The 23,514-nt window shown below is 71.6% G+C and carries 24 protein-coding genes; 14 read left to right on the forward strand and 10 right to left on the reverse strand.

The features are described 5' to 3' along the window. Positions 1-5: 5 nt before the first annotated feature. From ACF09C_RS12165 to ACF09C_RS12190, 6 genes are all read left to right on the forward strand, one after another. Positions 6-1,136 carry a zinc-dependent metalloprotease gene (locus tag ACF09C_RS12165; protein ID WP_392091285.1) on the forward strand — a complete coding sequence of 377 codons (1,131 nt, stop codon included), beginning with the start codon at positions 6-8 and terminating at the stop codon, positions 1,134-1,136. Positions 1,137-1,332: 196 nt separating this feature from the next. Next, a complete protein-coding gene (tilS, locus tag ACF09C_RS12170; protein WP_392091286.1) occupies positions 1,333-2,349 on the forward strand; it encodes a tRNA lysidine(34) synthetase TilS in 1,017 nt (338 codons plus the stop codon). A 41-nt stretch (positions 2,350-2,390) separates the two neighbouring features. Further along, positions 2,391-2,930, forward strand: a complete 540-nt coding sequence (hpt, locus tag ACF09C_RS12175; RefSeq protein WP_362015860.1) for a hypoxanthine phosphoribosyltransferase — start codon at positions 2,391-2,393, stop codon at positions 2,928-2,930. A gap of 164 nt (positions 2,931-3,094) precedes the next feature. Next, positions 3,095-5,116 (forward strand): ATP-dependent zinc metalloprotease FtsH, encoded by a 2,022-nt coding sequence (gene ftsH, locus ACF09C_RS12180; protein WP_362414255.1) that lies wholly within the window; start codon positions 3,095-3,097, stop codon positions 5,114-5,116. A gap of 99 nt (positions 5,117-5,215) precedes the next feature. Then, positions 5,216-5,821, forward strand: coding sequence for a GTP cyclohydrolase I FolE (folE, locus tag ACF09C_RS12185; protein WP_362015758.1), 606 nt, complete (start codon positions 5,216-5,218; stop codon positions 5,819-5,821). Between the two features lie 34 nt (positions 5,822-5,855). After that, positions 5,856-6,386, forward strand: coding sequence for an SMI1/KNR4 family protein (locus ACF09C_RS12190; protein ID WP_392091288.1), 531 nt, complete (start codon positions 5,856-5,858; stop codon positions 6,384-6,386). 3 nt (positions 6,387-6,389) lie between these two features. Here ACF09C_RS12190 and ACF09C_RS12195 read toward each other — a convergent pair whose 3' ends face one another. The 6 genes from ACF09C_RS12195 to ACF09C_RS12220 form a co-directional block, all read right to left on the reverse strand. Then, positions 6,390-6,881, reverse strand: a complete 492-nt coding sequence (locus ACF09C_RS12195) for a DUF3180 domain-containing protein (RefSeq protein WP_392091289.1) — start codon at positions 6,879-6,881, stop codon at positions 6,390-6,392. A 52-nt stretch (positions 6,882-6,933) separates the two neighbouring features. Then, positions 6,934-7,533, reverse strand: coding sequence for a 2-amino-4-hydroxy-6-hydroxymethyldihydropteridine diphosphokinase (gene folK / locus ACF09C_RS12200; protein ID WP_362414247.1), 600 nt, complete (start codon positions 7,531-7,533; stop codon positions 6,934-6,936). Beyond that, positions 7,530-7,889, reverse strand: a complete 360-nt coding sequence (gene folB / locus ACF09C_RS12205; RefSeq protein WP_361676937.1) for a dihydroneopterin aldolase — start codon at positions 7,887-7,889, stop codon at positions 7,530-7,532. The genes folK and folB overlap by 4 nt, the downstream gene beginning before the upstream one ends. Before the next feature lie 201 nt (positions 7,890-8,090). After that, a complete protein-coding gene (locus tag ACF09C_RS12210; protein ID WP_392091291.1) occupies positions 8,091-8,549 on the reverse strand; it encodes a nuclear transport factor 2 family protein in 459 nt (152 codons plus the stop codon). Then, positions 8,546-9,409 carry a dihydropteroate synthase gene (gene folP, locus ACF09C_RS12215; protein WP_392091293.1) on the reverse strand — a complete coding sequence of 288 codons (864 nt, stop codon included), beginning with the start codon at positions 9,407-9,409 and terminating at the stop codon, positions 8,546-8,548. The genes ACF09C_RS12210 and folP overlap by 4 nt, the downstream gene beginning before the upstream one ends. A gap of 88 nt (positions 9,410-9,497) precedes the next feature. After that, on the reverse strand, positions 9,498-11,339 hold the full coding sequence (locus ACF09C_RS12220) for a phosphatidylglycerol lysyltransferase domain-containing protein (protein ID WP_392091294.1): 1,842 nt from the start codon (positions 11,337-11,339) through the stop codon (positions 9,498-9,500). Between the two features lie 169 nt (positions 11,340-11,508). Between ACF09C_RS12220 and ACF09C_RS12225 the strand changes: the two genes are divergently transcribed. Continuing rightward, positions 11,509-12,621, forward strand: a complete 1,113-nt coding sequence (locus ACF09C_RS12225) for an alpha/beta hydrolase (protein WP_392091295.1) — start codon at positions 11,509-11,511, stop codon at positions 12,619-12,621. Here the strand turns inward: ACF09C_RS12225 and ACF09C_RS12230 are convergent. Then, positions 12,608-13,747, reverse strand: a complete 1,140-nt coding sequence (locus tag ACF09C_RS12230) for an ABC transporter ATP-binding protein (RefSeq protein ID WP_392091297.1) — start codon at positions 13,745-13,747, stop codon at positions 12,608-12,610. The two genes, ACF09C_RS12225 and ACF09C_RS12230, sit on opposite strands and share 14 nt — an antisense overlap. A gap of 143 nt (positions 13,748-13,890) precedes the next feature. Between ACF09C_RS12230 and ACF09C_RS12235 the strand changes: the two genes are divergently transcribed. The 5 genes from ACF09C_RS12235 (at position 13,891) to ACF09C_RS12255 (ending at position 17,946) form a co-directional block, all read left to right on the forward strand. Further along, positions 13,891-14,577, forward strand: a complete 687-nt coding sequence (locus ACF09C_RS12235) for an ABC transporter permease (RefSeq protein ID WP_392091299.1) — start codon at positions 13,891-13,893, stop codon at positions 14,575-14,577. Between the two features lie 2 nt (positions 14,578-14,579). Further along, positions 14,580-15,239, forward strand: a complete 660-nt coding sequence (locus tag ACF09C_RS12240) for an ABC transporter permease (RefSeq protein ID WP_392091300.1) — start codon at positions 14,580-14,582, stop codon at positions 15,237-15,239. 74 nt (positions 15,240-15,313) lie between these two features. Beyond that, complete coding sequence (locus tag ACF09C_RS12245) at positions 15,314-16,291, forward strand: ABC transporter substrate-binding protein (RefSeq protein ID WP_392091302.1); 978 nt, start codon at positions 15,314-15,316, stop codon at positions 16,289-16,291. Positions 16,292-16,411: 120 nt separating this feature from the next. Beyond that, the gene (locus ACF09C_RS12250; RefSeq protein ID WP_392091304.1) at positions 16,412-17,461 is read left to right on the forward strand and encodes a hypothetical protein; all 1,050 of its coding nucleotides are present in this window, start codon (positions 16,412-16,414) and stop codon (positions 17,459-17,461) included. Continuing rightward, on the forward strand, positions 17,458-17,946 hold the full coding sequence (locus ACF09C_RS12255; RefSeq protein ID WP_392091305.1) for a GNAT family N-acetyltransferase: 489 nt from the start codon (positions 17,458-17,460) through the stop codon (positions 17,944-17,946). The genes ACF09C_RS12250 and ACF09C_RS12255 overlap by 4 nt, the downstream gene beginning before the upstream one ends. A gap of 66 nt (positions 17,947-18,012) precedes the next feature. Here ACF09C_RS12255 and ACF09C_RS12260 read toward each other — a convergent pair whose 3' ends face one another. Beyond that, the gene (locus tag ACF09C_RS12260; RefSeq protein WP_392091306.1) at positions 18,013-19,155 is read right to left on the reverse strand and encodes an NADH-quinone oxidoreductase subunit D; all 1,143 of its coding nucleotides are present in this window, start codon (positions 19,153-19,155) and stop codon (positions 18,013-18,015) included. Between the two features lie 61 nt (positions 19,156-19,216). Further along, the gene (locus ACF09C_RS12265) at positions 19,217-20,227 is read right to left on the reverse strand and encodes an SAM-dependent methyltransferase (protein ID WP_392091308.1); all 1,011 of its coding nucleotides are present in this window, start codon (positions 20,225-20,227) and stop codon (positions 19,217-19,219) included. Positions 20,228-20,324: 97 nt separating this feature from the next. Here ACF09C_RS12265 and ACF09C_RS12270 point away from each other — a divergent pair, with 97 nt between their 5' ends. Then, on the forward strand, positions 20,325-21,530 hold the full coding sequence (locus ACF09C_RS12270) for a sensor histidine kinase (RefSeq protein WP_392091309.1): 1,206 nt from the start codon (positions 20,325-20,327) through the stop codon (positions 21,528-21,530). A gap of 18 nt (positions 21,531-21,548) precedes the next feature. After that, positions 21,549-22,223 (forward strand): response regulator, encoded by a 675-nt coding sequence (locus ACF09C_RS12275; protein WP_392091311.1) that lies wholly within the window; start codon positions 21,549-21,551, stop codon positions 22,221-22,223. Positions 22,224-22,407: 184 nt separating this feature from the next. Here the strand turns inward: ACF09C_RS12275 and ACF09C_RS12280 are convergent, their stop codons facing one another. Next, positions 22,408-23,496, reverse strand: a complete 1,089-nt coding sequence (locus ACF09C_RS12280) for a DUF5937 family protein (protein ID WP_392091312.1) — start codon at positions 23,494-23,496, stop codon at positions 22,408-22,410. Positions 23,497-23,514 lie beyond the last annotated feature (18 nt).

Below are 23,514 nucleotides of genomic sequence, written 5' to 3' on the forward strand. Positions count from 1 at the left end.
GACGCATGACGAGCATCGGTGGAGCCGAGATGGTCGACTGGAATCTCGCGGTCGCGACCGCGACCCGACTGGTGAAGGCGGGCCCCGAGGTGAGCCGCGACGAGGCCCGCGAGGTCGTCGCGGAACTCCGCCGGCACGCCAAGGCCTCCGAAGAACACGTGCGGGCGTTCACCCGGATGATCCCCGACGGCCACGAACCACGGGACACCCCCGTCCTCGTCGTCGACCGCGCCGGCTGGATCAAGGCCAACGTCGCCGGCTTCCGCGAACTGCTCTCGCCCCTCCTCGACAAGATGCAGGAACGCCGCTCCAACACCCCCGGCGGCTCCGTGATCGGCGCCGTCGGCGGCAAGGTCACCGGCGTGGAGCTCGGCATGCTCCTGTCCTTCCTCGCCTCCAGGATCCTCGGCCAGTACGAGACCTTCGCCCCCGCCACCCGCGACCTGCCCGCGGGCGACAACGGCGGCGGCCGCCTCCTCCTCGTCGCCCCCAACATCGTCCACGTCGAACGCGAACTCGCCGTCGACCCGCACGACTTCCGCCTCTGGGTCTGCCTCCACGAAGAGACCCACCGCACCCAGTTCACCGCCGTGCCCTGGCTCCGCGACCACCTCCAGGGCGAGATCCAGTCCTTCCTCGGCGCCACCGAGGTCGACCCCTCCACCGTCGTCGAACGCCTCCGCGAAGCCGCCCAGGCCCTCGCCGGCGGCCGCCCCGAAGGAGAACAGGGCGAACCGTCCCCCTCCCTCGTCGAGATCGTCCAGACCCCCGAGCAGCGCGAGATCCTCGGCCGCCTCACCGCCGTCATGTCCCTGCTCGAAGGCCACGCCGACTACGTCATGGACGGCGTCGGCCCCCAGGTCGTCCCCTCCGTCGCCGAGATCCGCGAGAAGTTCCAGCAGCGCCGCGCCCGCGGCGCCTCCCGCCTCGACCTCGCCCTGCGCAAGCTCCTCGGCCTCGACGCCAAACTGCGCCAGTACCGCGACGGCGAGCGCTTCGTCCGCGCCGTCGTCGACGAGGTCGGCATGGACGGCTTCAACCGCGTCTGGACCTCCCCCAACACGCTCCCCACCAAGGCCGAGATCGCCAAACCGGCCGACTGGGTGGCGAGGGTGCACCGTAAGGCAGACTCCTGAGACGGGTGCGACGTACGACGGAAGAAGACACCCCCAATCACCCATCCGAGGGACCGTAGACGGAGGGTGGGGCGTGCAATGCTCGGGTAACGGCCATGTTCTGTCACCATCGACGCACTCTGAGTGACCGAACCCCCTCTTCCGACCGTTAAGACTCCGACCGAGGCACCCCACTCCTTCACGAAGGGCACCGGACATGGGTCCCCATCCTGCGGTCGCGGCGATACGCCTGGCGGTCCGCCGCGTACTCCACGACGTTCTCACCGAGCACCAGACCGACCCCGAAGCGACCGCAGGGCACCACCCTCTCGTGCTCGTCGCATGCTCCGGAGGCGCCGACTCCATGGCGCTCGCCTCCGCGCTCGCCTTCGAGGCCCGCAAACTCGCCGTCCGCGCCGGCGGCATCACCGTCGACCACGGCCTCCAGGACGGCTCCGCCCAGCGCGCCGCCGAGGTCGCCGGACGCATGACCGCGCTCGGCCTCGACCCCGTCGAGACCGTCGCCGTCACCGTCGGCAGGGAAGGCGGCCCCGAAGCCGCTGCCCGCGACGCCCGCTACGCCGCCCTCGACGAGGCCGCCGAGCGCCACGGCGCCACCGCCGTCCTGCTCGGCCACACCCGCGACGACCAGGCCGAAACCGTCCTCCTCGGCCTCGCCCGCGGCTCCGGCATCCGCTCGCTGTCCGGCATGGCCGCCGTCTCCGGCGCCGCCGGCCGCTACCGCCGCCCCTTCCTGGAGCTCGACCGGCAGACCGTCCGCAAGGCCTGCGTCGCCCAGGAACTCGCCGTCTGGGACGACCCCCACAACAGCGACCCCGCCTACACCCGCTCCCGGCTCCGCCACGAAGGCCTCCCCGCCCTGGAGAAGGCCCTCGGCAAGGGCGTCGTCGAAGCCCTCGCCCGTACGGCCCAGCTCTCCCGCGACGACGCCGACGCCCTCGACTCCTGGGCCGCGGACGCCGAAGCCGCCGTACGCGACGAGGCAGGCCGACTCGAATGCGCCAAACTCTTCGGACTCCCGCCCGCCGTCCGCCGCCGCATCCTGCGCCGCGCCATGATCGCCGAGGGCGCCCCCGCTGGCTCCCTCTTCGCCCGGCACATCGAGGAGGTCGACCGGCTGATCACCGGCTGGCGGGGACAAGGCGCCATCAATCTGCCCGGCCGCGTCGAGGCACGGCGCCAGGGTGGCAGACTGGTCATTCGGCAAGGCTGACGCAAGCTGCAACGAAAGTGACCCGGGTGAACGAGAAGGACATGGGCACCGACCTCCAGTCGGTGCTCATCACCAAGGAAGAGATCGACGCGAAGCTGGCCGAGCTGGCCGCGAAGATCGACGCGGAGTACGCGGGCAAGGACCTGCTCCTCGTCGGTGTCCTCAAGGGCGCCGTGATGGTGATGGCGGACCTGGCGCGCGCGCTGTCCACCCCCGTCACCATGGACTGGATGGCCGTCTCCTCCTACGGCGCCGGCACCCAGTCCTCGGGCGTCGTCCGCATCCTCAAGGACCTCGACACCGACATCAAGGGCAAGCACGTCCTGATCGTCGAGGACATCATCGACTCCGGCCTGACGCTGTCCTGGCTGCTGTCGAACCTCGGCTCGCGCGAGCCGGCCTCCCTGGAGGTCTGCACCCTGCTGCGCAAGCCCGACGCCGCGAAGGTCGCGATCGACGTGAAGTGGATCGGCTTCGACATCCCCAACGAGTTCGTCGTCGGATACGGCCTCGACTACGCCGAGAAGTACCGCAACCTCCCCTTCGTCGGCACACTCGCGCCGCACGTCTACGGAGGCTGACGCACGGGAACCCGTCCCGCCTTCCCGCCGTTGGAGCAAGGGAAGGCGGTCACGGGCCACCTGGCTGAGGTACCGTCCGAAGAACAGCTTTTTCTCATAGCAGCTCTCACAGCAGCATTTACCTACGGGCAGGAGGGACGGGGCGTACTACTCGCTCCGTATGGATGGACGTGAAGCGATACTTCCGTGGGCCGGTCATGTGGATCGTGCTGGCCGTCCTCGCCGTGGTCGTGCTGATGCAGGTCGTCGGCTCGTCCGAGGGCTACAAGACGGTGGACACCAGCAAGGTCGTCCAGGCGATCAATGACAAGCAGGCCGACCAGGTCAAGCTGACGACCGGCGACGAGCAGGTCATCAAGGTCGAACTCAAGAAGGACGCCGACAAGAACAAGTACGGCGGCAGCACCAAGATCCAGGCGAGCTACATCGGTGACCAGGGCGCGAACCTGACCACCACGCTCCAGGAGCAGTCCGCCGCCGGCGACCTCGACAAGGGCTACACCGTCTCCCCCGAGCGGCAGAGCCCCTTCCTGTCGGTGCTGCTCTCGCTGCTGCCCTTCGTTCTCATCGTGGTCGTCTTCCTGTTCCTGATGAACCAGATGCAGGGCGGCGGCTCCCGAGTCATGAACTTCGGGAAGTCCAAGGCCAAGCTCATCACCAAGGACACCCCGAAGACCACGTTCGCCGACGTGGCCGGCTCGGACGAGGCCGTCGAGGAACTCCACGAGATCAAGGAGTTCCTCCAGGAGCCGGCGAAGTTCCAGGCCGTCGGCGCCAAGATCCCCAAGGGCGTGCTCCTCTACGGCCCGCCCGGAACCGGCAAGACCCTCCTCGCGCGCGCCGTCGCGGGCGAGGCCGGCGTGCCGTTCTACTCGATCTCCGGCTCCGACTTCGTCGAGATGTTCGTCGGTGTCGGCGCCTCCCGTGTCCGCGACCTCTTCGAGCAGGCCAAGGCGAACGCCCCGGCGATCGTCTTCGTCGACGAGATCGACGCCGTCGGACGCCACCGCGGCGCCGGCCTCGGCGGCGGCCACGACGAGCGCGAGCAGACCCTCAACCAGCTGCTCGTCGAGATGGACGGCTTCGACGTGAAGGGCGGCGTCATCCTGATCGCCGCCACGAACCGCCCCGACATCCTCGACCCGGCCCTCCTGCGCCCCGGCCGCTTCGACCGCCAGATCGCGGTCGACCGCCCGGACATGCAGGGCCGTCTGGAGATCCTCAAGGTCCACCAGAAGGGCAAGCCGGTCGCCCCGGACGTCGACCTGGGCGCCGTGGCACGCCGCACCCCGGGCTTCACGGGCGCCGATCTCTCCAACGTCCTGAACGAGGCGGCGCTCCTCACCGCCCGCTCGGACAAGAAGCTGATCGACAACCACTCCCTGGACGAGGCGATCGACCGCGTGGTCGCGGGCCCGCAGAAGCGGACCCGGATCATGTCGGACAAGGAGAAGAAGATCACCGCGTACCACGAGGGCGGTCACGCCCTGGTCGCGGCGGCCTCGCCGAACTCCGACCCGGTCCACAAGATCACGATCCTGTCCCGCGGCCGTGCCCTGGGCTACACGATGGTGCTCCCGGACGAGGACAAGTACTCGACCACCCGCAACGAGATGCTCGACCAGCTGGCGTACATGCTGGGCGGCCGCGCGGCGGAGGAGCTCGTCTTCCACGACCCGACCACGGGCGCGGCGAACGACATCGAGAAGGCCACGGCCACCGCCCGCGCGATGGTCACCCAGTACGGCATGACCGAGCGGCTCGGCGCGATCAAGTTCGGTGGCGACAACACCGAGCCGTTCCTGGGCCGTGAGATGGCGCACCAGCGCGACTACTCGGAAGAGGTCGCCGCGCTGGTCGACGAAGAGGTCAAGAAGCTCATCGAGACCGCGCACAACGAGGCGTGGGAGATCCTCGTCGAGAACCGTGACGTCCTCGACAACCTGGTCCTGCAGCTCCTGGAGAAGGAGACGCTGGGCAAGGAGGAGATCGCCGAGATCTTCGCCCCGATCGTCAAGCGCCCGGCCCGCCCGGCCTGGACGGGCTCGTCCCGCCGCACGCCGTCGACCCGTCCGCCGGTCCTCTCCCCCAAGGAGCTGGCCCTGACGAACGGCGCGAACGGCAGCGCCCCGGTGGACACCACCAAGGCGATCGAGGTCGCCCCCGAGGAGGCCCCGGAGGCCTGACCTCCGCCCACCCGGAATGGAAGCCGCGCCCCCACAGGTTTTAGCCTGTGGGGGCGCGGCACATTTCGCGCCATGAGTTCATGACGGAACGAGGCACAGATGACCGACCCGGTGACACTGGACGGCGAGGGCACGATCGGCGAGTTCGACGAGAAGCGCGCCGAGAACGCCGTACGAGAGCTCCTCATCGCGGTCGGCGAGGACCCGGACCGCGAGGGCCTGCGGGAGACGCCTGCGCGGGTGGCGCGGGCGTACCAGGAGATATTCGCGGGCCTGCGGCAGCAGCCGGAGGACGTCCTGACCACCACGTTCGACCTCGGGCACGACGAGATGGTGCTCGTGAAGGACATTGAGGTGTACTCGACATGTGAGCACCATCTCGTCCCCTTCAGGGGCGTGGCGCACGTCGGCTACATCCCCTCGACCTCCGGCAAGATCACCGGCCTGTCCAAGCTGGCCCGTCTCGTCGACGTCTACGCCCGCCGCCCGCAGGTCCAGGAGCGGCTGACCACGCAGGTCGCCGACTCGCTCATGGAGATCCTGGAGCCGCGCGGCGTGATCGTCGTCTTCGAGTGCGAGCACATGTGCATGTCGATGCGCGGCATCCGCAAGCCGGGCGCGAAGACCATCACCTCGGCCGTCCGCGGCCAGCTCCGCGACCCCGCGACCCGCAACGAGGCGATGAGCCTGATCATGGCGCGATAGCGCCGTTGTCAGTGGTCCCGGTTAGCCTCCGGGCATGATCGAGACGACCGTTGACGACCGCAGTTTCCCGCCCGCCCTGGCCGAGGTGGCCCGGTTCGAGTTCGGGTACGGGGACGAGGGGGAGGGTGTCGACTTCGAGATGTACGACGCCTTCGACTCCGCCGAGGAGACCACCGACTGGCTGCGGGCCTGGACGGGCAACGAGGAGCTCGACGGCGGGGCCTACCGGGTCTTCGGGCAGGACGGGAGCGGGGGGCTCGCGGCGTTCTGGTGGGTGCGGGAGGGGCGGGCGCTGGCCGAGCAGCCCGTGGTGTTCCTGGACTCGGAGGGCGAGCGCGGTCTGGTCGCGGGGAACCTGTCCGACCTGCTGTGGGTGCTCGCCGACGGGTTCGGGCCTCGGGAGGCCGCCCTGCACGAGCACCGCGAGGCGCGGCCGGACGCGGAGCTGGGGGCGCTCGCCGAGCGTCATGCCACGACGCCGCGGCGGGGCGCACGGGAGATCATCGGTGAGGTCCGGGCGGAGTTTCCGAGCTTCTCCGACGACCTCGACGAGCTCTGCCGCTGAGCCCTACGACACCGGGGCCGCGCCCTTGCCGTTCGAGTCGTTGTCGTCCTCCGGGAGCTTGCAGACGCGCTCCAGGAAGAGGGCCGCGGCGATGACCGCGAAGCCGGCCAGGACCGAGAAGCCCGCGTAGATGGCCTGGTCGCGGCGGGACGGGATGTCCAGGGAGCCCAGGAGGAAGACGCCCACGCCGCCGTACATGCCGGCGACCAGGGCGGCGACGAGGGCGCTCGCCTGGCCGAAGACCACCGCGCGGGCCGCCATCAGAGGTTCGACGCCCTTCGCGCCGGGGCGGCGCTCGCGCTGGGCCTTCAGGCGGGCGCGGATGGAGAGGGCCGTGGCCGTGAGGACGGCCGCGATCGACGCGAGGACGATCGGGGCCGCGAGCGGCACGCTCGGCAGGGTGCCGACGGCGTCCCAGAGGCGCGCCGCGCCCCAGGACAGGACTCCGGCCACGATGAACAGTCCGGCCAGAACCTTGAGCCGCAGTTGCTTCACCGGGTGTCCTTCGTGTCGTCGTCTCGCGGGCGGTCTTCCCCGAGCCTAACGACTACTCGGGCAGACGGAGTTCCAGGTCGGCGCGCGGCACGACTCCCTCGTGGCCGAGTGCCGTGAGGAGGTCGGCGATCGCGCCGAGGCCGGGCAGCTGGGCCTGGGGGTCCACGTCGTGCCAGGGGGCAAGGACGAAGGCGCGCTCGTGGGCGCGGGGGTGGGGCAGGGTGAGGACGGGGTCGTCGGAGACCACGTCGGCGTACGCCACGATGTCGACGTCGATCGTGCGGGCGCCCCAGCGCTCCTCGCGGACGCGGTGGAAGGCCTCCTCGACGGCGTGCGCGCGCTCCAGGAGGGAGCTGGGCGGCAGCGTCGTCTTCACGAGGGCGACCGCGTTCAGGTACGAGGGCTGGGAGCCGGGCTCGACGCCCCAGGGCTCGGTCTCGTACACGGGGGAGACGGCCTTGACCCGGAGGCCCGGGGTGTCCTCCAGGGCGTCGACGGCGCCCTGGAGGGTCTCCAGGCGGTTGCCGAGGTTTGCGCCGAGGGCGATGACGGCCCACTTCGGGTTGGACAGGGTCACATCGGCGGCGTCGACGGCCTCGACGACGGAGGCCGGTACGGGCTGCACGGTCGGGTCGCTGTGCGTGGCTTTCATACTCGGCTCCGGGTGATGGTGATGGTCACGTCGTCGAAGGGGACGGTGATCGGGGCGTCCGGCTTGTGGACGACGACCTCGACCTCCTGGACGCCGGGGTGCTTGAGGCACTGCTGGGCGATCCGCTCGGCGAGGGTCTCGATGAGGTCCACGGGCTCGCCCTGGACGACGTCGACGACCTCCTCGGCGACGACGCCGTAGTGGACGGTCTTCGTGAGGTCGTCGTCGGCGGCCGCGGGGCGGGTGTCCAGGCCGAGGACGAGGTCCACGATGAAGGTCTGGCCTTCCTCGCGTTCCTTGGGGAAGACGCCGTGGTGTCCTCGGGCCTTGAGGCCGCGCAGCGCGACACGATCCACGCGAATCACTCCTGCTGTCGTAGTTCCGTGGCCACGCAGCCGGGTGCGGACGGCCGGGTGTCCAGCATCGAATCTACCTGCGGGCGCCGACAGCACGTGCCCATGGGGGTTCGGGCGGCGGCCACAGGGGACTGGGTGCGGCCCCTACCCAGAGGGCCGGATTCCAATCCCCGGGCTCACCCGATCGGCCCCCGGATCCCGTCAGGCGCCGGGCTCGTCGTCCTCTTCGTCGTCGGATTCGGTGAGGACGGGGGAGCCGTGGTGGGACCAGATCTTCCAGCCCTCGAATGTGCGGCGGAACACATTGGTGGCGACCACGAGCTGGCCGACGAGGGGGCCGAGTTCGGCGCCGTCCTCGGCGGGTCCGCCGCTGAGGATGTTCTCGGTGCAGGTGACGACGGCCACGTCGCCGCCGAGGGAGATCTTGACGTCGGTGAGGAAGAACTGGATGTACTCGGTGTTCGCCATGATCAGGGCGTACGAGCGGAGGACCTCGCCGCGTCCGGAGAGCACGGGCCAGCCGGGGTGGACGCAGGAGATGGGGCTGGCGCCGTCGTCGAGCCAGAGCGCGGTGACCGCTTCGAAGTCGCCGGTCTCCATCGCCTCGTAGAAGGCGGTGTTCGCGGCCTCGACCGCCGCGGTGTCGGTCTGGTGGGTCACCTGGCTCCCTCGACGGCCCTGGCGACGCGGACGGCGTCGGCGGTGGCCCTGACTTCGTGGACGCGGACGGCCCAGGCGCCCTCGTGGGCGGCGATGGCGGAGACGGCGGCGGTGGCGGCGTCCCGTTCGCGGGCGGGTGGTGGGGCGGCGCCCTCGTGGGCGGTGAGGACGTGGCCGAGGAACCGCTTGCGCGAGGCGGCGACGAGCAGGGGCCTGCCGAGGGCGCGCAGTTCGGGGAGGTGGGCGACGAGGGCCAGGTCGTGCGGGGCGAGCTTGGCGAAGCCGAGGCCGGGGTCGATCACGATTCGCTCGGGGGCGATGCCGCCGTCGACGACGGCGTCCATGCGCCGGCGCAGTTCGGTGACGACGTCGGTGACGACGTCGTCGTAGACGGCGAGGCTGTTCATGTCCTGGCTGAAGCCGCGCCAGTGCATGACGACGAAGGGGACCTCGGCGGCGGCGACGGCGGGGACCATGGCGGGGTCGGCGAGGCCGCCGCTGACGTCGTTGACGAGTGCGGCGCCCGCCTCGACGGCGGCGCGGGCGACGGAGGCGCGCATGGTGTCGACGGAGACGGTGACGCCTTCGGCGGCGAGGCCGCGGACGACGGGCACGACCCGGCGCAGTTCCTCGTCCTCGTCGACCCGGCTGGCGCCGGGGCGGGTGGACTCGCCGCCGACGTCGACGAGGTCGGCGCCCTCGGCGGCCAGGTCGAGGCCGTGTTTGACGGCGGCGGTGGTGTCGAACCAGCGGCCGCCGTCGGAGAAGGAGTCCGGGGTCACGTTGACGACGCCCATGACCGCGCAGCGGTCCCACTCCGGCAGGCCCAGGGCCGTGCCCCGGCCGATCGACGTACTCATATGCCCAGCGTAGGGCCCGTGCCGCCGGTCGGGCCCTGTGGGCCTCGGGCCGGCGGCCGGAACCTCACGCCGTGCGGGCCGCATGGCCTCACGCGGCGCGGACCTCGCGGTCGGTCTGCGGGGCGACGATGTGGGCGCAGACGCGGGGTTCGGCGGCGGCCCTGCGGCGGGCGAAGGGGCGGGGCAGTTCGAGGTTGACGAAGCCTTCGGCCTGCATGGCGGCGAAGCCGATGCGGGGCAGGTCGCGGCTCTTGCGGTAGACCACGAAGCGGGGTTCCCAGCGGGGCCGGAACTTGGCGTTGAACTTGTACAGGGACTCGATCTGGAACCAGCGGGAGAGGAAGACGAGGAGTCCGCGCCAGAGCCGCAGGACGGGTCCGGCGCCGATCTTCTCGCCGCGGGCGAGGGCGGCGCGGAACATGGCGAAGTTGAGCGAGACGCGTTCGATGCCGAGGCGCGGGGACTCCTGGAGGGCGGCGACGATGAGGAGCTCGTTCATGCCGGGGTCGGCGGAGCGGTCGCGGCGCATGAGTTCCAGGGACATGCCGTCGGTGCCCCAGGGGACGAAGTGGATGATCGCCTTCAGGTCGCCGTAGGGCGAGGTGGCGCCGTCCTCGTCGGTGTTGTGGGCGGTGGCTATGACCGCGTCTCCGTCGCCGGGGTCGCCGATGCGGCCGAGGGCCATGGAGAAGCCGCGTTCGGTGTCGGTGCCGCGCCAGTCGGCGGCGGCGCGGCGGACGCGGGCGAGCTCGCCGTCGCTGAGGTCGCGGACACGGCGCACCTTGGTGGTGTAGCCGTTGCGTTCGATCCGCTTCACCATCTGGCGCACGTTACGCATGGCGCGCCCGGAGAGGGAGAAATCCGCGACGTCCACCACCGCCTCGTCGCCGAGTTCGAGGGCGTCGAGGCCGGTCTCGCGGGTCCAGACCTCGCCGCCGGTCTCGGAGCAGCCCATGACGGCGGGGGTCCAGGAGTGGGCCTTGGCCTCGTCCATGAAGCGTTCGATGGCGCCGGGCCAGGCCTCGACGTCGCCGATGGGGTCGCCGCTGGCGAGCATGACGCCGGAGACGACGCGGTAGCAGACGGCGGCCTTGCCGCTGGGGGAGAAGACGACGCCCTTGTCGCGGCGGAGCGCGAAGTGGCCGAGGGAGTCGCGGCTGCCGTGCTTGGCGAGCAGGGCGCGCAGGCGGGTCTCGTCGTCCTCGGTGAGCCGGGCGGCGGGGTGTTCGGGGCGGAAGGCGAGGTAGATGGTGGTGAGGGCGGTGAGCATGCCGAGGGCGCCGAGGGAGTAGCCGACGGTCCAGTCGACGCCGCGGGTGTAGCCGACGGGGCCTTCGAAGCCGAAGAGTCCGTAGAGGACGTGTTCGAGGCGGTCGGTGAGGCTGGGGTCGCCGACGACGCGGCGCGGGTGGGCGCTGACGATGACGAGGCCGAGCAGGATCGAGCCGGCGCCCATGAGGACGAAGTTGGCGAGCGCCTTCCAGCGGCTGCGGGGGTCGGGGAGGGCGGCGAACTGGCCGCGGTGGCGTACGAGCAGGGCGAGCAGCGCGAGGGAGAGCAGGGCGCCGAGGATCGAGTGGCGCCAGACGAACTGCGCGACGGCGCCGAGCGGCAGCAGGACGACGGCGGCTCGCCAGGCGCGGCGCTTGTGGCGCTTGAGGCCGTGGGCGAGGAGCAGCAGGAGGACGCCGACGCTGAGGGAGAGGGCCGCGGAGAGCGGTCCGAGCGTGCCGGGCAGGACCTCGGCGAGGGCGTGCATCCGGCTGGCGCGGAAGCGGGGGAAGACGCCCGCCGCGATGTCGATCAGGCCGATGAAGGTGCAGGCCGTGCCGACGAGGGAGGGCACCTTTTCGGGGCGTGGTCCGCGCAGAATCCGGCGCACCCGAATCGGAACCAATCCTGACTTGTCCCCATCTACCGTGACAGACATCGCTTCCCGTGCTTCCCGTGGCTCCGCGAATGATTCGAATCTCCGGTGGCCGCGCGGTGGTCAGGGGCGGGGCCGGTCCGGAGGTTTTGCGCCTTCTAGGACGGCTTCGCGGGGGAGCGGGTTCACTCCTACTCACAGGTATTTCTCAGGAAGAGGGCTCGGGCGTCTCATGGGTCTCACCAGCAACAAGGTCCTGGCCCTCGCGGTCGCGCTGGCGGTGGTGTTCTTCGTGGCCACGGTCTGGCTGTGGCCACGCCTGGCCCGGGGCGGTGTCCGGGCCGTTCTCGGCCGGATCGGGCTGCTCCTGGCGACCCAGCTCGCGCTGTTCGCCTCGGTGGGCCTCGCGGCGAACAACTCGTTCCTCTTCTACGGGTCGTGGGCGGACCTCTTCGGCCAGGAGCAGGACATGGGCGTGGTCGTCGACCACTCGGCCGGCTCCAAGGACCTGAAGGTCGTCGGTACGCAGGCGCTCGACGTGCCGGGCGGCTCCAAGCCGTCGGTCGGCGGGCAGATACAGAAGGTCGTCGTCGCGGGCGAGAAGTCCGGGATCAGCTCGCCGGCGTACGTGTACCTGCCGCCGGAGTACTTCCAGAAGGGGTACGAGAAGAAGACGTTCCCGGCCTCGGTGGTGCTGACGGGCTACCCGGGTACGGCGGAGAACCTTCTCAAGGGGCTGAAGTACCCGAAGACCGCCTTCCTCCAGGCCAAGGAGAAGAAGATGCGGCCGATGATCCTGGTGATGCTGCGGCCGACGGTGGCGCCGCCGAGGGACACCGAGTGCGTGGACATCCCGGGCGGCCCGCAGACGGAGACCTTCTTCGCCCAGGACCTGCCGAAGGCGGTCTCGGAGTCGTACCGGGTGGGCACGAAGGCGCGGAACTGGGGGTTCATGGGGAACTCCACGGGCGGCTACTGCGCGCTGAAGATCGCGCTGCACCACCCGGACCGGTTCGTGGCGGGCGCCGGGTTCTCGGCGTACTACCAGGCGGCCGAGGACGTGACGACGGGCGATCTCTTCCACCGCGACGACAAGGCGCGCAAGCGGGCGAACCTGCTGTGGAGCCTGGACCACGTGCGGCAGGGGAACTCGTCGTTCCTGGTGACGACGTCGAAGCAGGGCGAGGGCAACCTGCGCGGGACCCTGGACTTCATCAAGAAGGTCAAGGCCCCGGCGCGGGTCTCCTCGATCACGCTGGACAGCGGCGGCCACAACTTCAACACCTGGAACCGGGAGATCCCGCCGGGCCTGGTGTGGATGAGCGGGCGCCTCAGCGCGGAGTGAGCGTCTTGGCGGGCGCCTCGCCGTCGGTGGCGCGGTCCGGTTCCGATGCCGGTGCCGGTTCCGGTGCGGGGGACGCCGCGCGCAGGGCGCGGTGGACGGCGGACGGGGTGAGCACGCCGGCGTAACGGCCTCCTTCGGCGGGGTCGGTGACGGGCAGCCAGCCGGTGTCCTGCTGCAGCAGCGCGGCCAGGGCCTCCCGGAGGGAGGCGCCGAGCGGTACGGGCTCCGGGGCGGGGCGGGTGCGGCCGGGCTCGTCCGCCGCGACCCAGCCCTCGATCCGGCCGTCGGCGTCGAGGACGACGGACCAGGGGGCGTCAGTGGTGGGGGCCTCGCCCGCGCGGAGCACCGGGACGTCCTCCAGGGCCGCGGAGTCCACGGCGGTGACCGAGAGCCGCTTGAGGCCGCGGTCCGCGCCGACGAAGTCGGCGACGTAGGGGGTGGCGGGGGCGCCGAGGACGCGGGCCGGGGTGTCGAACTGCTCGATGGTGCCCTGGCCGTACACGGCGATGCGGTCGCCGAGGCGGACGGCCTCCTCCAGGTCGTGGGTGACGAGCAGGACCGTCTTGCGGACCTGCGACTGCAGGCGGAGGAACTCGTTCTGGAGGTGCTCGCGGACCACCGGGTCGACCGCTCCGAAGGGCTCGTCCATCAGGAGCACGGGCGGGTCGGCGGCGAGCGCCCGGGCCACGCCGACGCGCTGGCGCTGTCCGCCGGAGAGCTGCTCGGGGTAGCGGTTGCCGTAGGTCTTCGGGTCGAGGCCCACCAGGTCGAGGAGTTCGGCGGCGCGGGCGCGGGCCCGGGCGCGCGGGGCGCCGAGCAGGTGCGGGACGGTTGCGGTGTTGTCGAGGACCGTGCGGTGCGGGAAGAGGCCGACCTGCTGGATGACGTAGCCGATGCGGCGGCGCAGTTGGACGGGGTCGACCGCGGATATGTCCTCGCCGGCCAGGAGGATCCGGCCCTCGGTCGGCTCGATGAGCCGGTTCACCATCTTCATGGTGGTGGTCTTGCCGCAGCCGGACGGGCCGACGAGCGTCACCAGTTCACCCTCGGCGACCTCGAAGGAGAGGTCGTCGACGGCGGTCGTGCCGTCCGCGTACCGCTTGGTCACATGCTCGAACCGGATCATGTTCCCCATTCTGACGCCTGGGTGACGGGTGCGTGTGAAGGGCGTGTTGCCGGAATGTGGCGGTCCTCGGAGATTGTCGGTGCCGGGGGATAGGGTCGGTCAGACATACGTTCGGCAACGGCGAATGACCGGGGGGAGGGTACATGAGCGCGGCGAACTGTCTGGTGACGAACGACTGGATCTGCGGGGAGTATCTGCGCACGCGCAGCCAGGAATTGACCGACGCGCTGCTCCAGCACGTGGGCATCACGGCCGTGTCCGTCCTCATCGGCATCGCCGTCGCCTTCCCGCTGGCGCTCCTCGTCCGGGCCAGGCCGCGGTTCGCCGGTCCTGTGCTCGGCCTGACGACGCTGCTGTACACGGTGCCCTCGCTGGCGATGTTCTCGCTGCTGCTGCCGTTCTTCGGTCTTTCGGCCGCCCTGGTGGTGACGGGCCTCGTGCTGTACTCCCTCACGATTCTCGTGCGGAACACGGTGGCGGGCCTCGACGCGGTGCCGGCCGAGGCGCGGGAGGCCGCGCGCGGCATGGGGTACGGCTCGGGGCGGCTGCTCTGGGAGGTCGAACTCCCGCTCGCGCTGCCCGCGTTGATGGCCGGAATACGCATGGCGACGGTTTCCACGATCGCGCTCACGACGGTCGGCTCGATCGTCGGACGCGGCGGCCTCGGCAACCTCATCGAGGACGCGCTGCCGACGTTCTTCAAGGCGCAGGTGCTCGCGGCCTCGGTGCTGTGCGTCCTGCTCGCGGTGGCAGCGGACCTGCTGCTCCTGGGCGTGCAGCGGCTGCTCACCCCGTGGACCCGGATACGCACGGCGCCGGGGGGCGAGTGAGCATGGGGATCGTGGCGGACGCCTGGAACTGGCTGACGACCGGCGCCAACTGGGCGGGCGAGGGCGGGGTGTGGCACCGGCTGGCCGAGCACGCGTACGTGAGCGGGGTCGCGCTGCTGCTCGCCTGCGCGATCGCGCTGCCGCTGGGTCTCTGGCTCGGACACCTCGGCAAGGGCGGCGCGCTCGCCGTGAACATCTCCAACGTGGGGCGGGCGATCCCCGTCTTCGCGGTCCTGGCCCTCTTCATGGTGTCGCCGCTGCGCAACGCGGGATACGTGCCCACGGTCATCGCGCTGGTGCTCTTCGCGATACCCCCGCTGCTCACCAACGCGTACGTGGGCATGCGGGAGGTGGACCGGGCGGTGGTGGAGGCCGCGCGGGGGATGGGCATGTCGGGCGGCCAGGTCTTCCGCAAGGTCGAACTGCCCCTCGCCAGGCCGCTGGTCATGACAGGGTTGCGGTCGGCCGCCGTGCAGGTCGTCGCCACCGCGACGATCGCGGCGATGGTCGGCCAGGGGGGCCTGGGCCGGATCATCACCGCCGGTTTCAACACCTACAACACCCCGCAGGTGGTCGCCGGCGCCCTGCTCGTGGCGCTGCTCGCCCTCGTCGTGGAGGTCGCCCTGGTCGGAGCGGACCGCCTCCTCGGCCGGCGCGCCTGACCCCGTACTGCCCGGCTTGCTCGGCTCGGAACGAAGCTTGTGACACGCAACGAACGACGACTAGGAGTGATCTCGTGAGCAGGACCTCGCGCATCGCGGGTGCGGTACTGGGTACGGCAGCGCTGACCGTCTCGCTCGCCGCGTGCGGCGGCGACAGCCTGGAGCAGGGGAAGGCGGGCGGCAGCGGCGGCGCGTCCGGCTCGGCCAAGGGCTCCCTCGTGGTGGGCGCCGCCGCGTTCACCGAGTCCAAGGTGCTCGCGGAGCTCTACGCGCAGGTGCTGAAGGACGCCGGATACGACGCGACCATCACCACGGTCAAGAACCGTGAGCTGTACGAACCGTCCCTGGAGAAGGGTGAGATCGACGTCGTACCGGAATACGCGGCGACGATCGCGGAATTCCTCAATGCGAAGGTGAACGGTCCGAAGGCGCCCGAGGAGAAGCCGGTGGCGTCGGGTGACGCGACCGCCACGGTGGAGGCGCTGAAGAAGCTCGCGGAGCCGCGCGGTCTGAAGGTCCTCGCGGTCGGCGAGGCCGTCGACCAGAACGCCTTCGCGGTCTCCAAGGAATTCGCCGAGAAGAACAAGCTGAAGACGCTTTCCGACCTCGGCGCGTCCAAGCTGAAGGTGAAGATCGCGGCCGGCGACGAATGCGAGATACGGCCGTTCTGCGCGCCCGGTCTGAAGAAGACCTACGGCATCGACGTGACCGGGATCGACCCCAAGGGAGTCGGCACGCCGCAGGCCAAGCAGGCCGTCAAGGACGGCGTGGACCAGCTGGTGCTGACCACCACGACGGACGCCACGATCGACTCCTTCGGCCTTGTCTTCCTCGACGACGACAAGAAGCTCCAGAACGCCGACAATGTGCTGCCGGTGGTCAATGCGAAGGACGCCGGATCGCCCGAGATCGCAGCCGCTCTCGACAAGATCACAAAGGTCCTCACCACGGCCGATCTCGCCGAACTGAACCGCAAGGTCGACGCCGAGCGCGCGAAGCCCGAGGACGTGGCGAAGACGTATCTGGAGTCGAAGGGCCTGGTCAAGAAGTAAGGCCCAGGTGAGGGGAGTCGGCCCGGTCCGCGCCGGGGCTCGGCCACGACGACGAGAAGTGGCCAAGAGATTGCCGGGCCGACACCCCATACACCGCCTACGCACGGTAAATTTCAGGCCATGCCACGTGGACGCCACCGCCATTCACCTCCTCTGCACAAGCTTCTGCCGCCCTCCGCGGTCGCCGGAGCGTCGGTCGTCTGTGCCGCGGGCGCCTGGCTGCTCGCCGATCCCGTGGTGCTGCGGCTGCTCGTGGCCGCCGCGGCGGCTGCGGCGGTCACCGGTGGCGTCATCATGCGCAGTTGGGACCGGAGCGCCGGCCGCCAGGTCGCTGAGCTGACCCGGGCCCGTGCGGCGGACCAGTGGAAGACCGAGGAGCGGATAGCCGAGCTCGAGGCCGACCTGGAGGAGTCGCGCGAGCTGCGGGCCAAGCTCGACGCCAAGCTGCGCGCCAAGCGGGTCGAACTCGCCGGGCTCCGCGGCGAACACGCCGCGCTGCTGCGCCGGTACGCGACCGCCGAGACCGAGCGGGCCAGCGCCCTCGAAGGCCGCAGACAGCTCGCCCTGGAGTCGACCACCCCCGCCAAGGAGCTGCCGGCCGCCGGATCCACGCTGACCCCGGACGCGTACCGCAAGGCCGCCGACGCCCTGCGCAACCTCGCGCGCAACGCCGCCGCCCAGGAGGCCCGCCGTACGGCCGAGGCCGCCCGCAGCCGCGATCTCGCCGAGCGCGCCCGGGAGTCGGAGGAGCCGCAGGGGAAGCACGCGGCGGCCGCCGGGAGCGAGCAGCACGCTCGACCGTCGTCCGCCGCGGTACCCGCCCTCGCGGCCGTCCCCGCCGCCGTTCCCGCGGTACGGGCCGTCCCGGCCGCCTCCGCGATCGTCCCCTACGCCGCGCGCCGTGTGGTCCGCCCCGAAGGCGGCTTCGACTTCTTCGGCACGCAGGCCGCAGAGGCCGCGCAGAACGAACAGGGCGCGGAGAAGGCCGCGGCGGCCATCGAGGCCGTACAGGACGCGGACCTGGCCGACGTGGTCGGCGAGGAGGTCCTCGCGACCGTCGTGCGCCGCACCCCCGAACACCGGGCCATCGGCAAGGTCATCGACCTCACCGCGCACGACGAGACCGAGCAGCTCGATGTGGCGGAGCTGCGCGGAGTGGTCGGCTCTTGACGATCGGGGCGCTCGCGGCCGAGGACCTGGCCGCGCGCCGGGACGAGTGGATCGCCCTGTGCGCGCAGGCCTTCTGCGGCCCGCCCTGGCACGAGCCCCCGCGCGGGGCGCTGCGCACGGTCGAGCGGCTGCTCGGCAGGGCGCAGGCGCGGCAGCCCGGCTTCCGCTGCGTCGCCGCGTTCGACGCCGAGGGAGCGGTGACCGGCTTCGCCGCCGGCTGGCTCGACACCGCGCTCACGGGCGGCGCGGAGGAGGCCTTCGAACTCGCCGAACTCGTCGTCGCCCCCGCCCATCAGGGCCGCGGCCTGGGCCGCGCGCTGCACGATGCCCTCCTCGCGGAGGCGCCCGCGCCCCGCCTGCTGATGACGCTCGACGTGCCCGGACTGCGCGAGCGCTACGAACGCTGGGGCTGGACCGTGGTCGACCGGCAGCGCCCGGAGAAGGACGGCAGGGACTTCGTGGTCATGCGCGCCGAGGCCGTCTGACCACCGGCCGCTCCGACCACCCGCCGCTCCGGCCACCCGCCGCTCCGGCCACCCGCCACCCGTCTGCTACTTGTCGATGTCCCCGACGACGAAGAAGAGCGAGCCGAGGATCGCGACCATGTCGGCGACGAGCGTCCCCGGCAGCAGCTCGGTCAGCGCCTGGATGTTGTTGAACGACGCCGAGCGCAGCTTCAGCCGGTACGGCGTCTTCTCGCCCTTGGAGACCAGGTAGTAGCCGTTGATGCCGAGCGGGTTCTCGGTCCAGGCGTACGTGTGCCCCTCCGGGGCCTTGAGCACCTTCGGCAGCCGCTGGTTGATCGGTCCCTGCGGCAGCTCGGCCATGCGGTCCAGACAGGCGTCCGCGAGGTCCAGGGAGTTGTGGGTCTGCTCCAGGAGGCACTCGAAGCGGGCGAGGCAGTCGCCCTCCTCGCGGGTGACGACCGTGAGCGTGTCCTGAAGCTCGCCGTAGGCCAGGTACGGCTCGTCCCGCCGCAGGTCGAAGTCGACCCCGGAGGCGCGGGCGATGGGTCCCGAGACGCCGTACGCGTGCACGGCCTTCGCGGTCAGGACGCCGACGCCACGGGTACGGCCCCGGAAGATCTCGTTGCCGAGGACCAGCTTGTCGTACACGTCCATCCGCGACCGGACGTCGGCCACGGCCGCGCGCGCCCGGTCGAGCCACCCGGCGGGCAGGTCCTCCTTGAGCCCGCCGACCCGGTTGAACATGTAGTGCATCCGGCCGCCGGAGACCTCCTCCATCACGGCCTGCAGCTCCTCGCGCTCCCGGAACGCGTAGAAGACCGGGGTGATACCGCCCAGTTCGAGGGGGTACGAGCCGAGGAACATCAGGTGGTTGAGCACCCGGTTCAGCTCGGCGAGCAGCGTCCGCGTCCAGACGGCGCGCTCGGGGACCTCCATGCCGAGCATGCGCTCGACGGCCATGACGACACCCAGCTCGTTGGAGAAGGCGGAGAGCCAGTCGTGGCGGTTGGCGAGCATGACGATCTGCCGGTAGTCACGCGCCTCGAAGAGCTTCTCGGCGCCCCGGTGCATGTAGCCGATGACCGGCTCGGCGCGCTGGATCACCTCACCGTCGAGAACCAGCCGCAGCCGGAGCACGCCATGGGTCGAGGGGTGCTGCGGCCCGATGTTCAGCACCATGTCGGTGCTCTCCGCCGCCCCGCCGATTCCGACCGTCGTCTCCGTCATGGGGACAGTATCCCTGCCACCCCCGGGGTAACGGAGCCCCGTCCCGAAGGGCGGTACCCCGTCAGGCCCCGTCGCCGTGCGGGACCGGCACCCGCCGCGTCAGCCACAGGAAGTCCCCCAGGCCGCCGTGCGCGGTCAGCTCGGCCGCCTCGCCCGCCGCGCCGAGCGCCCGCACGTAGGCGGCCGGGTCGGTCGACGCGAGGGCCAGGGGCGGACGGGCGCCGCTCACGCCAAGGCCCCGCAGCGCCTCCCGCTGCGTCACGAGCGACCCGAGCCCACCCGAGAGCCCCCCACCCCCGCCGGCCGAGGCGCACGCGTCCATCGCCACGTGCGCCGTCACGTCGCACGAACCGTCCGGCACCGGCGTGACCTCCCGCCCGCCCCGGAAGCCGGTCAGCGTCCCGAACGGCGGCCTGGACTCCCGTACGTGCCCGTAGTCCACCGCCACCGCCCGCCCCGCCGCCAGGGAGCCGACCGCCGCCGCCCACGCCTCGTCCCGCGGGCGCCCGATCTCCGCCCGCGCGCCGGGCTCCGCCAGCGGCCACCACGCCTCCAGCCACTCCGCGTCCGCGCCCTCGACGGCCCGCCCGAGCCGTTCCGCCCCGTCCTCGGCCCGCACCTCGACGTACCGCACGGTCCCCGAGTCGTCCACGGCCGCCACGTCCACCGGCACGTTGTCGAGCCACTCGTTCGCGAAGAGCAGCCCCCGGACGCCCTCCGGCGGCCGGTCCGTCCACTCCACCCGGGGGTCGAGCCCCGCCGGACGCTCCGCGCGCTCCACGCCGTACGCCCGTACCCGTGTCCCCGCGGAAGGCGCCGCCGTCAGGACCCCCGTCAGCAGCTCGCCGCGCCCCGCGCCCATGTCCACGAACGCGACCTCGTCCGTGTCCAGCTCCTCCGCCACCTCCACGAGCAGCCGCGAGATCGCCCCCGCGAAGAGCGGGGAGGCGTGCACCGAGGTGCGGAAGTGACCCGCGGGGCCCTCGGGGCGCAGAAAGAAGCCTCCCGGGCCGTACAGCGCCCGCTCCGTGGCCGCACGCCACCCCTGCCACTGACACGTCTCATCCGTCACGAGCCCCAGTCTCCACCTTGGGGAGTACGGCCCTCGCGTCAAGGATCGACCCCACGGTTGACCCCTGCACCTATCCGCCTTCCCTACGCTGGGTCACGTGCAGCGCCTCTACGACTTCATCCGCAGACACCCGACGGGCGTCGACAGCTTCTGGGCCGTCGTCCTCTTCGGGCTCTCCCTGCTGTGGGTGGGCTCGAGCTACCCGACGGTCGACAACCCCGCCGCGTACGGCGTCGTCGCCGCGCTGCTGTGCCTGGTCGTGGCGCTGCGCCGGCGCGCGCCCGAGAAGATGCTCGTGCTCACGGTCGTCATCGGCCTCGCCCAGCTGGGCTTCGGGCTCATGCCGTTCTTCGCCGACTTCGCGATGCTCGTGATCATCTACACGGTCGCCGCGCACGACGGCCCGCGCTGGGCCTCCCGGCTCGCCCTGGCCGGCGGTCTCAGCGCCGCCACGCTCTCCCAGCTGCGCTGGCCGGACCAGGAGGAGATCAACTCCACGGCGGCGCACGTCTTCTTCACCGTCATCATGACCGTGCCGTTCGCCCTCGCCTGGGTGCTCGGCGACTCCCTGCGCACCCGCCGCGCGTACTTCGCGCAGCTGGAGGAGCGTGCCACCCGCCTGGAACAGGAGCGCGAGGCGCAGGCCAAGGTCGCCGTGGCCGCCGAGCGTGCCCGGATCGCCCGCGAGCTGCACGACGTCGTGGCGCACAACGTGTCGGTGATGGTCGTCCAGGCCGACGGCGCCGCGTACGTCCTCGACTCCTCGCCCGACCAGGCCAAGCAGGCCCTGGAGACGATCTCCTCGACCGGCCGGCAGGCGCTGGCCGAGATGCGCAGGCTGCTCGGCATCCTGCGCACCGGCGAGCACAAGGAGGCCGGCGAGTACGTGCCCCAGCCGGACGTCGAGCAGATCGAGGACCTGGTCGAGCAGGTCCGCAGCGCCGGTCTGACCGTGGACTTCCGCATCGAGGGCACCCCGCGCCCGCTGCCGAGCGGTGTCGAGCTCACCGCGTACCGGATCGTGCAGGAAGCCCTCACCAACACCCGCAAGCACGGCGGTCCCGACGCCGGTGCGAGCGTTCGCCTGGTCTACTTCGACGACGGTCTCGGGCTGCTCGTGGAGGACGACGGGCGGGGCGCGACCCACGAGATGTACGAGGACGGGGGCGCCGACGGCCGGGGCCACGGCCTGATCGGCATGCGGGAGCGGGTCGGCATGGTCGGCGGCACCCTGGACGCGGGACCGCGTCCCGGCGGCGGCTTCCGCATCAGCGCCCTGCTCCCCCTCAAGCCCGCTCACTGACGACCCCTAAGGATCTTCATGTCCATCCGCGTGATGCTCGTCGACGACCAGATGCTGCTGCGCACCGGCTTCCGCATGGTGCTCGCCGCTCAGCCGGACATGGAGGTCGTGGCCGAGGCGGGCGACGGCGTGGAGGCGCTGGAGGTGCTGCGCTCGACGGCCGTGGACGTCGTCCTCATGGACGTCCGCATGCCGAAGCTGGACGGCGTCGAGACGACCCGGCGGATCTGCGCGGAGCCCGGTGCGCCGCGCGTCCTGATCCTGACCACCTTCGACCTGGACGAGTACGCCTTCTCCGGGCTCAAGGCGGGCGCGAGCGGCTTCATGCTGAAGGACGTGCCGCCGGCCGAGCTGCTCGGCGCGATCCGCTCCGTGCACAGCGGCGACGCGGTGGTGGCCCCGTCCACGACCCGCCGCCTCCTGGACCGCTTCTCCCCGATGCTGCCGTCCTCGGGCAAGGAGCCCCAGCACAAGGAGATCGAGCGGCTCACCGACCGGGAGCGCGAGGTCATGCTGCTGGTCGCCCAGGGCCTGTCGAACGGCGAGATCGCCGCCCGGCTCGTCCTCTCGGAGGCCACGGTGAAGACGCACGTCGGCCGCATCCTCACCAAGCTGGACCTGCGCGACCGCGTGCAGGTCGTGGTGCTCGCGTACGAGACGGGCCTGGTCCGGGCGGGCGGCGGCGCGGCCTGAGCGCCCGCGCCCCACTCGGCTAGGGCCTGTCCGGCGGATCATGACCGGGGCCGCGACGCCTGGCACGGCGCCCCGCCGCGTTGCCGAAACGCCCCGATAGCTCCGCTATCGAGACGCTCCGGCGCCTTGCGATGCACCGCACCAGACGCCGCGTCCTATCCGGCCCTGATCCGCCGGACAGGCCCTAGCGCAGGACCGCCTCGAGGAAGTCGCTGCCCAGGCGGGCGACGACGGTCACGTCGAGCTGGTGCATGACGTAGCGGCCGCGCCGCTGGGTGGTGAGCAGCCCCGCCTTCTTCAGGACCGCGAGGTGCCGGGAGACCTCCGGTGCGGAGATGCCGTACGCGTCGGCCAGCTCGCTCGTCGTGTACGAGGCGCGGGCGAGGTTGCGGCACATCCGCATCCGCATCGGGTGGGCGACGGCCTCCAGGCGGAGCTTGACGGTCTCCACGGGCGCGGTTCCGGCGATCTCGCGGGTGGAGACGGGGTACTGCACCACCGGCTGCCAGCCCGCCGCGTGCAGCGCGAAGAGGTGCGGCCTGCCGAAGGCCGTCGGCAGGAACGTGAGCGCCGAGCCCTGGGCGGTCGTACGGCCGTGCACGAGCTTGTCGACGACGATCCGGGTGCCGCGCGCGTCCTCCTCCAGGCTCACCGCCGACGAGACGGCCGCGAGCGCCTCGGTGAGGCCCTTGCGCCGCAGCAGTTCGGTCTTGTGGCGGGCGTCGGCGGCCAGCTGGACCCGGACCCGGTCCCAGGTGTCGGCGAAGAACGCCGTGTCGCAGTCCTCCAGGAGCCGGCGGATCCACGCGCGCATGCCGGGCGGGTCGGCCAGCATCCGTGCCACGAACGCGGCCTGGCGCGGGCCGCGGGCCGCGGCCAGGTCGAGGACCCGGCAGCGGGCGTGGGCGTCGACGAGCGGGGAGGGCACACCCTCGCCGTACTGGGAGTTGCAGGAGATCTCCAGGGCCGCGCCCACGAACTTCTCGTCGTCCATGCGGTCCAGGTCGTCCAGCTCCTCCGCGAGCGTCGCGCGTGGCTGGGCGGTCAGCAGGAAGTCGGACCGGGTGGAGCGCCACATGAAGTCGGCCTCGTGGAGCCGGTCGGCGAGCTCCGGCTTCAGGTTCGCGCAGGTGGTGGTGGCCCAGCCGTGCAGGCCCGGGTGGTGGCCGGGCTCGCAGAGCGCGTGCAGCGCGGCGCCCAGCTCGGCCAGGGGCGAGGGGGCGAAGACGATCCGCTCGTGCGGCAGGCCGGTGATGTCGATGGTCACGCTCACCACCCCATGGTGCGGGAA

Origin of the sequence: Streptomyces sp. NPDC014870, from assembly GCF_043081505.1 — a bacterium.
Taxonomy (GTDB): Bacteria; Actinomycetota; Actinomycetes; order Streptomycetales; family Streptomycetaceae; genus Streptomyces.

Bases quoted from the DNA above. Each gene is read 5' to 3' on its own strand.
- ACF09C_RS12275 (WP_392091311.1), top strand. From the start codon at position 21,549: ATGTCCATCCGCGTGATGCTCGTCGACGACCAGATGCTGCTGCGCACC.
- ACF09C_RS12225 (WP_392091295.1), top strand. From the start codon at position 11,509: ATGGGTCTCACCAGCAACAAGGTCCTGGCCCTCGCGGTCGCGCTGGCG.
- folP (WP_392091293.1), bottom strand. From the start codon at position 9,409: ATGAGTACGTCGATCGGCCGGGGCACGGCCCTGGGCCTGCCGGAGTGG.
- ACF09C_RS12165 (WP_392091285.1), top strand. From the start codon at position 6: ATGACGAGCATCGGTGGAGCCGAGATGGTCGACTGGAATCTCGCGGTC.
- ACF09C_RS12230 (WP_392091297.1), bottom strand. From the start codon at position 13,747: ATGATCCGGTTCGAGCATGTGACCAAGCGGTACGCGGACGGCACGACC.
- ACF09C_RS12220 (WP_392091294.1), bottom strand. From the start codon at position 11,339: ATGTCTGTCACGGTAGATGGGGACAAGTCAGGATTGGTTCCGATTCGG.
- ACF09C_RS12190 (WP_392091288.1), top strand. From the start codon at position 5,856: ATGATCGAGACGACCGTTGACGACCGCAGTTTCCCGCCCGCCCTGGCC.
- ACF09C_RS12250 (WP_392091304.1), top strand. From the start codon at position 16,412: ATGCCACGTGGACGCCACCGCCATTCACCTCCTCTGCACAAGCTTCTG.
- folK (WP_362414247.1), bottom strand. From the start codon at position 7,533: ATGAAAGCCACGCACAGCGACCCGACCGTGCAGCCCGTACCGGCCTCC.
- ftsH (WP_362414255.1), top strand. From the start codon at position 3,095: ATGGACGTGAAGCGATACTTCCGTGGGCCGGTCATGTGGATCGTGCTG.
- tilS (WP_392091286.1), top strand. From the start codon at position 1,333: ATGGGTCCCCATCCTGCGGTCGCGGCGATACGCCTGGCGGTCCGCCGC.
- folE (WP_362015758.1), top strand. From the start codon at position 5,216: ATGACCGACCCGGTGACACTGGACGGCGAGGGCACGATCGGCGAGTTC.
- ACF09C_RS12235 (WP_392091299.1), top strand. From the start codon at position 13,891: ATGAGCGCGGCGAACTGTCTGGTGACGAACGACTGGATCTGCGGGGAG.
- ACF09C_RS12260 (WP_392091306.1), bottom strand. From the start codon at position 19,155: ATGACGGAGACGACGGTCGGAATCGGCGGGGCGGCGGAGAGCACCGAC.
- ACF09C_RS12240 (WP_392091300.1), top strand. From the start codon at position 14,580: ATGGGGATCGTGGCGGACGCCTGGAACTGGCTGACGACCGGCGCCAAC.
- hpt (WP_362015860.1), top strand. From the start codon at position 2,391: ATGGGCACCGACCTCCAGTCGGTGCTCATCACCAAGGAAGAGATCGAC.